The 11590-nt window shown below is 37.4% G+C and carries 10 protein-coding genes; 1 reads left to right on the top strand and 9 read right to left on the bottom strand.

Annotated features, from left to right (window positions below):
* Nucleotides 1-20: 20 nt before the first annotated feature.
* The 7 genes from dnaK to lepB all read right to left on the bottom strand — a co-directional run bounded on the left by dnaK (nt 21) and on the right by lepB (nt 7774).
* Entirely contained in the window at nt 21-1865 is a 1845-nt protein-coding gene (dnaK, locus tag KO172_RS05280; protein ID WP_215492469.1) for a molecular chaperone DnaK, read from the bottom strand.
* A gap of 26 nt (nt 1866-1891) precedes the next feature.
* Nucleotides 1892-2413: a nucleotide exchange factor GrpE gene (grpE, locus tag KO172_RS05275; protein WP_215492468.1), complete on the bottom strand. Its 522-nt coding sequence runs from the start codon at nt 2411-2413 to the stop codon at nt 1892-1894.
* A gap of 10 nt (nt 2414-2423) precedes the next feature.
* Nucleotides 2424-3452 carry a heat-inducible transcriptional repressor HrcA gene (gene hrcA, locus KO172_RS05270; RefSeq protein ID WP_215492467.1) on the bottom strand — a complete coding sequence of 343 codons (1029 nt, stop codon included), beginning with the start codon at nt 3450-3452 and terminating at the stop codon, nt 2424-2426.
* Between the two features lie 168 nt (nt 3453-3620).
* Nucleotides 3621-4196 carry an HD domain-containing protein gene (locus KO172_RS05265; RefSeq protein ID WP_215492466.1) on the bottom strand — a complete coding sequence of 192 codons (576 nt, stop codon included), beginning with the start codon at nt 4194-4196 and terminating at the stop codon, nt 3621-3623.
* Nucleotides 4197-4205: 9 nt separating this feature from the next.
* Nucleotides 4206-5330, bottom strand: coding sequence for a radical SAM family heme chaperone HemW (gene hemW / locus KO172_RS05260; RefSeq protein ID WP_215492465.1), 1125 nt, complete (start codon nt 5328-5330; stop codon nt 4206-4208).
* Entirely contained in the window at nt 5330-7135 is a 1806-nt protein-coding gene (gene lepA / locus KO172_RS05255) for a translation elongation factor 4 (RefSeq protein ID WP_215492464.1), read from the bottom strand. Before lepA ends, hemW begins: the two co-directional genes overlap by 1 nt.
* 9 nt (nt 7136-7144) lie before the next feature.
* Nucleotides 7145-7774 carry a signal peptidase I gene (lepB, locus tag KO172_RS05250; protein ID WP_215492463.1) on the bottom strand — a complete coding sequence of 210 codons (630 nt, stop codon included), beginning with the start codon at nt 7772-7774 and terminating at the stop codon, nt 7145-7147.
* 149 nt (nt 7775-7923) lie between these two features.
* Here lepB and KO172_RS05245 point away from each other — a divergent pair, with 149 nt between their 5' ends.
* The gene (locus KO172_RS05245; RefSeq protein WP_215492462.1) at nt 7924-8916 is read left to right on the top strand and encodes a lipid II:glycine glycyltransferase FemX; all 993 of its coding nucleotides are present in this window, start codon (nt 7924-7926) and stop codon (nt 8914-8916) included.
* Between the two features lie 61 nt (nt 8917-8977).
* Here KO172_RS05245 and KO172_RS05240 read toward each other — a convergent pair whose 3' ends face one another.
* Together KO172_RS05240 and rdgB are read right to left on the bottom strand one after the other, a co-directional pair.
* Nucleotides 8978-10423: a leucyl aminopeptidase gene (locus KO172_RS05240; RefSeq protein WP_215492461.1), complete on the bottom strand. Its 1446-nt coding sequence runs from the start codon at nt 10421-10423 to the stop codon at nt 8978-8980.
* On the bottom strand, nt 10423-11589 hold the full coding sequence (rdgB, locus tag KO172_RS05235) for an RdgB/HAM1 family non-canonical purine NTP pyrophosphatase (protein ID WP_215492460.1): 1167 nt from the start codon (nt 11587-11589) through the stop codon (nt 10423-10425). The genes KO172_RS05240 and rdgB overlap by 1 nt, the downstream gene beginning before the upstream one ends.
* Nucleotide 11590 lies beyond the last annotated feature (1 nt).

Below are 11590 nucleotides of genomic sequence, written 5' to 3'. Positions count from 1 at the left end.
TAATCTAAATCTAATAAATCTTATTTATCTTCGTCAACAACTTCATAGTCACCATCAACTACATCGTCATCGCCTTTATGTTCTTCAGAGCCTTGTGCACCTGCTTGTGGGCCAGCTGCACCTGCCTGTGCATTTTGTTTATATAGCTTTTCAGAAACTTTGTAGAAGGCTTGTGTTAGATCTTCTGTCTTCTTCTTCATATCATCGTAGTCTGAGCCTTCACTTGCTTTCTTAAGGTCAGCAAGTTTTGCTTCGATGTCTTTCTTTTCATCGTCAGAGATTTTACCTTCAAGGTCCTTCATAAGTTTTTCTGTTTGATATATCATTTGATCTGCGTTGTTCTTTACTTCGATATTTTCTTTTTTCTTCTTATCTTGTTGAGCAAACTCTTCTGCTTCTTTAACTTTTTTATCTATGTCTTCTTTTGATAAGTTAGATGAAGCTGTGATAGTAATCTTTTGTTCCTTGCCTGTACCTAAGTCCTTAGCTGATACATTAACAATACCGTTAGCGTCGATATCGAATGTTACTTCGATTTGAGGAATTCCTCTTGGTGCTGGTGCTATACCTTCTAGTTGGAAGCGTCCAAGTGTTGTATTGTCAGCTGCCATCTCTCTTTCACCTTGAAGCACGTGTATATCAACTGAAGTTTGTGAGTCAGATGCTGTTGTGAATATTTGTGACTTTCTTGTAGGTATAGTTGTGTTTCTTTCAATAAGTCTTGTAGTAACTCCACCTAATGTTTCTAGTCCAAGTGATAGTGGTGTAACGTCTAGTAACAATAAGTCTTTTACTTCACCTGTTAATACTCCACCTTGTATAGATGCACCGATAGCAACACATTCATCTGGGTTGATGTCCTTTTGTGGATCTTTGCCGATGATTTGTTTAACTGCTTCTTGTACAGCTGGGATTCTTGTTGAACCACCAACTAGTAATACTTTGTCGATGTCTTTTGCATCAATACCTGCGTCTTTGATAGCCATTCTAACTGGCTCAGTTGTTTTTTCGACTAAGTCGTGAGTAAGTTCATTGAACTTAGCTCTTGTTAAGTCCATGTTCAAGTGAAGTGGACCAGCTGCTGTAGCAGAGATAAATGGCAAGTTAATGTTTGTTGTCATTGTAGTAGAAAGCTCTTTCTTAGCTTTTTCTGCTGCTTCTTTTAATCTTTGTAAGCTCATCTTGTCTTGAGTTAAGTCAACGCCATTTTCCTTTTTAAAGTTGTCTGCGATATAATTTATAATTCTTTGGTCGAAGTCATCTCCACCAAGTTTGTTATTACCTCTTGTAGCAAGTACTTCAAATACACCGTCGCCTACTTCTAGTATTGAAACGTCGAATGTACCACCGCCAAGGTCATATACCATAATCTTGTGTTGACCGTGTTCTTTGTCCATGCCATAAGCAAGTGCTGCTGCTGTTGGCTCGTTAATAATTCTCTTTACTTCAAGACCTGCGATCTTGCCAGCATCCTTAGTAGCTTGTCTTTGAGCGTCTGTAAAGTATGCAGGAACAGTGATAACTGCTTCTGTAACTTTTTCTCCCAAGTAGCTTTCTGCGTCTGATTTTAATTTTTGTAATATCATTGCTGATATATCTTGTGGTGTATAATCTTTTCCGTCTATGTCAATCTTGTAGTTACTACCCATCTCTCTTTTGATTGATGATATAGTTCTGTCTGGATTTGTTATAGCTTGTCTTTTAGCTGTTTCTCCTACTAATCTTTCTCCGTCTTTTGTGAATGCAACAACTGATGGAGTAGTTCTGTTACCTTCTACGTTAGGAATGATTATAGCTTCTCCACCTTCCATTACTGATACACAAGAGTTTGTTGTACCTAAGTCAATACCAATTATTTTTCCCATAATATATTTCCTCCTTAATAATTTTTTTATTTATTTACAATAACCATGGCATGGCGAATAACCTTGCCATTGTACTCATAACCTTTTTGTAATACTTCTATGATTTGATTTTCTTTATACTCATCGTTGTGGCCCATAGATACCGCTTGATGAAAATCTGGATTGAAGTCCTCGCCTAGTGCCTTTAATTCAACTATGCCCTTTGCTTTAAGAGCATCCTTAAGTCCTTCATAGATAAGTACCATACCTTCCTTAAAAGAACCACTCTCGCTGTCATGCTCCAAGGCTCTCTCGAAGTTATCAATGACAGGTAGTATTTGATTTGCGATGCTAACAACGCCTATCGATACAAGGTCGTCCTTCTCTTTCTCAACTCTCTTTTTATAGTTTTGAAAGTCCGCTTGTAGTCTTACAAGCTTTGTTTGCATGTCGTTTATCTCATTTGCTAAGCCGTCTTGATCTTCACTAGTCTCTTTTTCTTCGCTAGCTTCTTCATTTATAAGCTTTTCATTATCCATATCTTCATTAATACTTTTATCTTTCTTCATCTAATCCCTCCTAAAATAAATCATCCATATGAAAATCATCAAATATAGAAAGAACTTTTTTGTAGTCAATTCTCATTGGAGCTATTAATCCAAAAGTAACTTCATTATCTAAGATGTTTACGTTCTTTAAAACTAGGGCAATGTTGTTGAAGATATCTATATCATTTTCATTGCCTATCTTGATAACAAGATCCTTATCCAAATTTTCACTCTCAAGCAAATCTAGTAGACCTCTTTTATCTTCGAGAAGCTCTATAAGCTCTTTAGCCTTATCAAAGTCTGCATACTCTGGATAGTTTAAAATCTTATTTATCCCTTCAAGGAATATGCTGTTCATATTATTTGCCTTGTCTTCTTGTGAAAACTTTTCCAAAACACTCTCTAGAATGTCTCTATACTTAAGAAGGCTTTCCTTTTCATATTTTAAAGAATCGAAATCAACCGAGTCAATCGACTTACCAGCTAAATTCTTATTTAAAATATCCTTAAAGTACTGTAGCTCTTCTTCGTTTATATCTTCATTAAGTGTTATCAGTGTCTTATCTATAGCAAAGTTTTCATATACAAAGATGGCAAGTATTTTTTTATCGTCGACTTTTAAAAGCTCTAAGCTCTTAAGCTTTGTAGCACCGCTCTTTCTTATATAGGCTAGCGATGTAAAGTCTGTTAAGCTTGATAAAACTTTTGACATCTTTCCTATCATACTATCTAAGTTCTTCGACTTATCCTTTATATCATCTAAGAAAAATTTCTTCTCTGATGAAGATAAGTTTTCAAAGTCTTGCTTAAGCACCATGTCGACGTATAGTCTATACGCTTTTTGTGATGGCACCCTTCCACTAGAAAGATGAGTTTTGATTAAGTAGCCCGCTTCCTCAAGGTCTTGCATCTCGTTACGAATAGTTGCCGAGCTAAGACCAATGGACTCGTCTTTTGCAACAAGTCTCGAGCCAACCGGTTCACCTGTTTCATTGTATGAGCTGATTATAGCTTTTAAAATCTTTAATTTTCTCTCATCCAATTGATCACCTTCCATCATTTTTGTTAGCACTCTTACCTAGTGAGTGCTAACTCTATTTCTATTATACCCAATAAAATAAAAAAATCAAGCTTTTTTGAAAAATATTTACTTTTTTTTAAAATTTTTATTCAAAAAGCCTTATAAATATAAAAAAGGCGATATTATCATCGCCTTCTATATAGTAATCTATTGTTTATTATTAAGCTCGTCATTAATCTCTGATAAAAATTCTTTCATAAACTTATCTCTTTGATCAGCGAGCCTTTTTGCTTGATCCGTATTCATCATATCCTTTAATAGTAAAAGCTTCTCGTCGAAGTGTTTTAGTGAGTCCTCTATGCCACGCTTATGCCTTCCGCTATACATAAAGGTCCTCGCTATGCCAACTGCACCTATCGCGTCAAGCCTGTCTGCATCTTGCACTATACACGCTTCAAGAGTCTTTGGTTTAGCACCCTTGTTCTTTGTGAATGAAACTGAGTTAATAATCTCTACAATATCTTCTATCGCCTCGACATCAAAATTATTATCACTTAAAAATTTTCTTGCGTTTTCATTGTGCTTATTATTAAATAGCTTATGATCGTCCACGTCATGTAGAAGAGCTCCTAAATCTACGTAGAGCTCATTGCATTTATAAGCCGCCCTTATCATAGAAGCGTTCCTATACACTCTTAGGCTGTGATCAGCGCCGTGGCCGTCTGAGTTGCCACTAAAAATATTATCTAGATACTCAATTGCTCTTTTAATTATCTCGTCCATAGCCTCTCCTTATACAAAAAGTATTTCCACTTGGTTTGCAAGGTCCCTACCAAGCTCTGTGTAAAAGTATCTTCCGCCATCTTTTTTAAGTAGCTTTTCGTTCATTGCCTTAGTTAATTCTTCCTTATATATATCTTCAAAGTCTATATCGTATTTTTTATTGATTTCATTTATGATTATACCTTCGTTAGTCCTTAGCTTAAAAATTATATACTCACTTATCTTATCTTTTTTACTTAAGTCTTCTTCGTCGTGATAAATATTTTTCTTCACATCGTCAAAGTACTCGTTAAATGTATCCAAATTAAAAAATCTTTTGTCCTTAATAAGTGAGTGAGCCGCCATGCCAAGTCCTAGGTACTCATCCATGGACCAGTATTTGTAATTGTGCCTTGAGTAATAGCCATCCTTTGCAAAGTTTGATATCTCGTATTGCTTATATCCAAGCTCCTTAAGGTGACTTACTGCCTTTCTATATATGAGCCTATCTGTCACTTGGTCGTTCACTCTATATACGCCACTGTCTACTAAGCTAGTAAGCTTAGTTCCTTCCTCAAGTATAAGTGAGTAAAGCGATACATGATTGGCGCCTAAGTCCTTTGCTGCATCGATCGACGCTATCACATCTGATAAAGTCTCTGTAGGTAGTGAGAATATAAAATCAAGACTAAGATTGTCAAAATATTGTTTCGCTAATTTTATCTTCTCTCGCGCCTCCTCACCTGTGTGCAGCCTGCCTATGATTCTAAGCAGTCTATCGTTAAAGCTTTGTACTCCTATAGAAATTCTATTAATGCCTAGCTCTCTATATGCTTGTAACTTTTCTTCACTTATGGAGTTTGGATTTGTTTCTATGGTAAACTCGTAAGTCTCATCTAAGATTATAGCCTCAGCTAAGCCATTCACAAGGCGAGTTAATTCATCTACGCTTAATAATGATGGTGTGCCTCCACCTATAAATATAGTGTCGACTACGTAATCCTTTAAGAGCTCCTTATTGTTTTTTATCTCTAATAATAAATGTTCTAGATACTCCTTCATTCTGCTTTGATTAAAAATAGAAGATGTAAAATCGCAATATTTACATCTTCTTTCACAGAAAGGAATATGTATATATATTCCTAATTTATTCATTATTTCTTTTCCTTGTACTTCAATACTGATAAGAAAGCTTCTTGTGGAAGCTCTACTGAGCCGATTTGACGCATCCTCTTCTTACCTTCTTTTTGCTTTTCAAGTAGTTTCTTCTTTCTTGAAATGTCGCCGCCATAGCACTTTGCAAGAACATCTTTTCTAAGTGCCTTGATTGTTTCTCTGGCTATAATCTTTGAGCCGATGGCTGCTTGCAATGGTATTTGGAATTGATGTCTTGGTATAACATCCTTTAGTCCTTCGACTATGGACCTACTTCTTTCGTAAGCATTCGACTCGTGTAGTATCAAGCTGAACGCATCGATTAGGTCGCCGTTGATAAGTATGTCAACCTTAACAAGATCGCTTCTTTGATAACCTGAAATTTCATAATCAAGCGATGCATAGCCCTTAGTGTTGGACTTAAGTGCATCGAAGAAGTCATATATAACCTCGTTTAACGGCATCTTGTAGTGAAGTGTAACTCTTGTTTGATCAAGATACTCCATATTTATAAACTCACCACGTCTGTTTTGGCATATGTCCATGATGGCTCCTACATAATCCTTTGGAGTCATAATCTCTGCATCAACGACTGGCTCTTCCATGTAATCGATCTCGCTTGGATCAGGAAGGTTGGATGGGTTTTGTATAAATATTGTTGAGCCATCTTTCTTATGAACTTCATATATAACTGATGGAGCAGTAGTAATTATGCTTAGGTTAAATTCTCTTTCTAGTCTTTCAGTAATTATCTCCATGTGAAGTAGTCCTAGGAAGCCGCATCTAAAACCAAAGCCTAGTGCTGCTGAGTTTTCTGCTTCAAAAACAAGTGAGGCATCGTTAACTTGTAGCTTTTCAAGTGCTTCTCTAACGCTGTTGAAGTCCTCGCCCTCTGCTGGATATATACCGCAGTAAACCATAGGTACTACCTTCTTATATCCACTTAGTGGCTCAGCAGTAGGATTGTCAAGATATGTGATGGTGTCACCTACTCTAGCGTCCTTTACATTCTTTATTTGTGCAGTGAAATAACCTACTTCTCCCGCTTCAAGTGTATCCTTCTTTAGTAGTGATGTATTGTTTACACCAACTTCATCAACTTCAAAAGTAGATCCCGTTTGCATCATCTTGATCTTTGTACCCTTTTTAATCACGCCATCAAAAACTCTGATGTAGCAGATAACGCCTCTGTAAGCATCGTATACAGAGTCAAAGATAAGAGCCTTAAGTGGCTTGTCCTTATCGCCATTTGGTGGTGGTACATTCTTTACTATGTCTTCTAAAACATCTTCAATGTTTAGTCCGCTCTTTGCACTAATAAGTGGCGCCTCACTAGTATCAAGGCCAATGATATCTTCAATCTCTTCCTTAACTTCTTCAGGTCTTGCACTCGGTAAGTCCATCTTATTAATAACAGGAAGTATCTCTAGGTCTTGGTCTATAGCTAAGTACACGTTTGATAATGTTTGCGCTTCAACACCTTGAGTTGCGTCAACAACTAGTATAGCACCTTCACACGCCTTTAGTGACCTACTAACTTCATAGTTAAAGTCGACGTGGCCCGGTGTGTCTATAAGGTTAAAGATATAGTCATGACCATCCTTCGCTTTATATATTAGACGTATAGCCTTTAATTTAATTGTTATTCCTCTTTCTCTTTCAAGGTCCATGCTATCTAAAACTTGCGATTGCATCTCTCTTTGAGTAAGTAGTCCAGTCTTTTCGATAATTCTGTCAGCCAAAGTAGATTTACCGTGGTCTATGTGAGCAATTATTGAAAAATTACGAATATATTTTTGATCCATCTTATCATCCTATCTAAATAATTTTAATTTATTCAAAGGCCAAAATCTAAACACGGCCTTACCTTGTAAATATGACTTCTCTATAGGGCCGAAACTTCTCGAGTCATAAGAGTTTCCTCCTTCTCTGTTGTCACCCATAACGAAGTAGCATCCTTCTGGCACAACCCAGTGGTTACCGTTTTGTTCGCTAGTCTTTCTATCTAAGTATGGCTCATCAAGTGCCTTGCCATTGACAAAGACCTCACCATCGATGATATCGATAACATCGCCTGGTAGACCAATGAGCCTTTTAATATAGTGGTCGCCGTTTGTCTTCTCTCCCTTAATGACAACTATATCTTGTCTTTTAGGCTCCTTAAAGTACTTAAAGAGCTTCCACTCAAAGACCCTGTCACCTGTATGTAGAGTCGGCTCCATCGATATCCCCTCTACCCTTGTTAGAGCAAAGACAAAGTTTACTAAGAAAAGTGTTATGACAACCGTCGAAACGATAGAGACTATCCACGACTTTATGTCATCGGCTTTAGCCTTAGCAAGCGCCTCTGCCGCTTCTAAAACTTCATTTTCACTCGCAGCTTTTGCTTCAATATCTATATTATCATTTATATTATTATCATTATTGTTAAAATTGTTCTCCATACAAAGACCTCCTTTTTAATTATAACATATTTTGCACTCTAATTGCATAAGAATGATGAATTTTTTTATCTCTATACAAGGAAGAATACTTTGTGTTATAATGTTTATAGTATAAACGCAATATAATTAGAAAGAAGTTGATAGATTAGATGCCTATATTAAACTTAAATGATGCAAACGAAGTAAAAAGATACGACGACTTCCTTCGCAAGTCTCAGTACAGTTTCTTGACTCAGGACAGAGCGTGGGCGAAGATAAAAAATAATTGGTCCGAAGACTATGTCTACTTAGAAAAAGATGGAGCTATATACGCTACTATGAGTATACTATCTGTCAAGGCGGTAGATGATAAGTACTTATTATATGCGAACAGAGGACCAGTGTGCGATATATATGATAAGAAAACTGTTTTAGCTCTAGTTGATGAAGTGAAAAAATTAGACAAGTTCAAGGATGCCTTTTTATTAAGATTCGATCCAGCCGTTCTCTATGATGAGAAACTTCTTGAGCTATACAAGGGTGCAGAATTAAAACTAAGAACGAGAGGCACTGATGAGCATAGCTTCATACAGCCAAGAAGGAACGCCATCATCGATATAAGTAAGTCTGAGGATGATATACTGAGAGGCTTCCACTCAAAGACTCGCTACAACATTCGCCTAAGCTACAAGAAAAATGTTACGACTCGCATCTCACAAAGTGATGAGGACTTAGAGATATTCTTCGAAGAAACTAAGGTCATGGCTGAGCGTAACGGCATAACATATAGACCGAAGGACTACTTCAAAAGGCTCATCGATAATTACGATGCGAAGATTTTCTTAACAGACTTTGAAGCTACTCCTCTATCTAGCGCGATACTCATCATGTATAAGGACTACGCGTGGTATATGTACGGTGCATCAAACAATCTTCACAGAAACTATATGCCAAACTATCAAATGCAGTGGGAGATGATTAAGTATGCAAAGGCTCATGGCGCTATGCGCTACGACTTTGGCGGCATATTTAAGCTTGATGATGAAGATGGTCTATACAGATTCAAAAGAGGCTTCTTAAACGAAGAGGACTTCACTGAGTTTATAGGTGAGTTCGACTTAGTTGTAGACGAAGAAGCATATAATAAATATTTAAGTAAATAATTTTGCATTAGAAAAGCTCTTCTCGTTTGAGAAGAGCTTTCGCTTTGTATATATTAAAATATTAGCAAGTATGTTCAGAGTTTATTAAATAATAAAGAGTCTTAACTGGTACTCCAGTTGAGCCTTTCTTGTATTGTGCATAGTCCTTTGAAGTGTCTGAAGTTCCTGCTATGTCCATGTGTATCCAAGGAGTTCCTTCCTTAACAAAGTTTTCAAGGAACATACCAGCTGTGATCATACCAGCGCCGCCAGGTACTGAGTTAAGTAGATCAGTCATAGTTCCCTTAACCATGTCCTTATACTCGTCATCGTTAGGCATTACCCATAGCTTTTCATCTGCTTTCTTAGATGCTTCATGCATTTCATTCATAAACTCATCGTTGTTTGTAACAACACCTGTTCTATATGAGCCAAGTGCAACAACGCACGCTCCTGTAAGTGTTGCAAGGTCAACTATCCTGTCAGCCTTAAGCACTTCACCAGCATAGTATATAGCATCTGCTAGAGTAAGTCTACCTTCAGCATCAGTGTTTGCTACTTCTATAGTCTTGCCTGACATAGAACCGATTAGGTCGCCAGTCTTATATGCCTTGCCAGAGATTAAGTTTTCACATGAAGCTACAACTGCTACAACATTCTTCTTAACTTTGTTCTTGGCAATAGCGTGCATTGCGCCTATAACAGCACCTGCTCCACCCATGTCCATGTGCATAGTTGCCATGCCTTGTGGGTGCTTGATGCAATATCCACCTGAGTCATATGTTAAACCCTTACCAACAAGTGCAGTAAGCTTATCATCTTTTTCGCCATTCATATACTTCATAACTATAAGCTTTGGCTCTCTGTCAGAACCAACTGCAACTGCTAAGAATGCCTTCATGCCAAGCTCTTCTATCTCTTTCTTGCCATACACTTCAACAGTAACGCCAAGCGGCTCAAGATCTTCTTTAGCTCTCTTAGCTAAAACTTCTGGATACATGTCTATGGCAGGAGTGTTAACTAAATCCTTAGTTAATGAATATCCTTCGGCTATATTAAGTGCTTCTTCTACAGCATCTTTAACTTTGTCTACCTTGTCAGCAAGAACTTCTATGTTGATAGTGCCAAGCTTTGTGCCCTTCTTATCTTCTGATAAATACTTATCAAAGTCATAATCAAAGCATGCAAGGCCATCAACTATTGCCTTCATAGTAGTCTTGTAGCAAATCTTATCAAGCTTCTTGTTGAAAATTATGTTTGCGTCTTTAATCTTATACTTTCTAAGTGCCTTTGCTAGTTCAAAGAAAGCAACGATAATCTTCTTTGTAGTGATCTCGTCCTTTTTACCAAGGCCAAGGTATATGATGTCATCTTCGCCAAGCTTTGCAAATACTTCGCTCGCCTTGCCTGTGAAGTATTCTTTTTCTACTAAGGCGTCAAGTCCTTCTGCCTTTTCAAAAAACTCTCTGTCATCTTCAAATACCGGTAAAACTTTGATACCATTCTTCTTGTTAAGTGTAATCTTCATTACTTCATCTCCTCTTTCTTAAATTGACTTTCTACATAATCCAATACGAAATCATACATCTCGTCTGAATATATCTTTATAGGTGCCATCCTCTTAAGAACGGCTTCTTTTGTTATATTGTGATCTTGCCACGAATGTGAGTTAAAGGCAAAGTGCATCAAGAGTGGTTGGAACCTATCAAGTGCATTTGCATACTTTGCTTCATTAGTCTCACAAGCTTCAAATTCATCCCAGTACTTTCTTAGCTCTGAGCCAAGTGTGCCAAGCTTTGAGTATAATTTATCTGCTGCAGCATTCTCTCTTTGCTTCTTATCCTCATTGCCCTTAGTATCATAGCAATATGTGTCGCCTGCATATATCTCAATTAAATCATGATATAAAAGCAAGACTGCTGTCTTATTTGCATCAACTTCAAACTTTCCCATGTCCTTAAATACTGGCGCAAGAACTGCCGCGTGAAAGCTGTGCTCAGCATCGTTTTCTCTTCTTGAACCATCAGCTATCTTGTTCACTCTGAATATATTTTTCATCTCATCAAGCTTAAGTGCAAAATCAACCTTTTTATATAAATCCTCATGTCTTTCTTCAAGTAAGATCTTTTCCTTTATATCTTCTAAGGCCCTCTTTCTATGAGAGAACTTGTTCTTCTCTTCTGTGCCTATCTCTGCATAAGTCTTGTCATGACCCTTTGGTAAGAAGAGTGGATCATAGCCAAAGCCGCCTTCGCCTCTGTACTCATGAAGTATCTCGCCATCGACATTGCCATGTCCATAAAAGACTTTATGATTGTCGTCTATAAAGCAAATGACGCTCTTGAAGTGAGCAGTTCTGTCTCTACCTTCAAGATTTTTAAGCAAGAGCTCGTTGTTCTTGTGGTCATCGCCGTGCTCACCTGCATAACGTGCTGAGTATATACCTGGCTCGCCATATAGTCCGTCGCAGAATAGACCTGAGTCGTCACTTATTACTGCACACTCCACCATATCACGCAGAACCTTCGCCTTGATGTAGGCGTTCTCCTCTAACGTAGTACCGCTCTCTTCAACATCAAAGTCAGCAATGCCTGCTTCCTTCTTAGAAAGAACTTCGTAGCCTAGCTCGTGAAATATTAACTTAATCTCTTTTAACTTATTTACATTATTTGTCGATACAACAACTTTTTTCATA

Origin of the sequence: Fenollaria sporofastidiosus, assembly GCF_943169635.2 — a bacterium.
GTDB lineage: Bacteria > Bacillota > Clostridia > Tissierellales > Peptoniphilaceae > Fenollaria > Fenollaria sporofastidiosus.
The sequence above is the reverse complement of the archived record's forward strand: the minus strand, read 5'-3'. Positions and strand labels throughout refer to the sequence as shown.

What these genes read in the sequence shown, in the direction of transcription:
- rdgB (WP_215492460.1), bottom strand. Translation starts at nt 11,589, where the DNA reads ATGAAAAAAGTTGTTGTATCGACAAATAATGTAAATAAGTTAAAAGAG.
- KO172_RS05245 (WP_215492462.1), top strand. Translation starts at nt 7,924, where the DNA reads ATGCCTATATTAAACTTAAATGATGCAAACGAAGTAAAAAGATACGAC.
- lepA (WP_215492464.1), bottom strand. Translation starts at nt 7,135, where the DNA reads ATGGATCAAAAATATATTCGTAATTTTTCAATAATTGCTCACATAGAC.
- dnaK (WP_215492469.1), bottom strand. Translation starts at nt 1,865, where the DNA reads ATGGGAAAAATAATTGGTATTGACTTAGGTACAACAAACTCTTGTGTA.
- KO172_RS05265 (WP_215492466.1), bottom strand. Translation starts at nt 4,196, where the DNA reads ATGGACGAGATAATTAAAAGAGCAATTGAGTATCTAGATAATATTTTT.
- hemW (WP_215492465.1), bottom strand. Translation starts at nt 5,330, where the DNA reads ATGAATAAATTAGGAATATATATACATATTCCTTTCTGTGAAAGAAGA.
- KO172_RS05240 (WP_215492461.1), bottom strand. Translation starts at nt 10,423, where the DNA reads ATGAAGATTACACTTAACAAGAAGAATGGTATCAAAGTTTTACCGGTA.
- lepB (WP_215492463.1), bottom strand. Translation starts at nt 7,774, where the DNA reads ATGGAGAACAATTTTAACAATAATGATAATAATATAAATGATAATATA.
- grpE (WP_215492468.1), bottom strand. Translation starts at nt 2,413, where the DNA reads ATGAAGAAAGATAAAAGTATTAATGAAGATATGGATAATGAAAAGCTT.
- hrcA (WP_215492467.1), bottom strand. Translation starts at nt 3,452, where the DNA reads ATGATGGAAGGTGATCAATTGGATGAGAGAAAATTAAAGATTTTAAAA.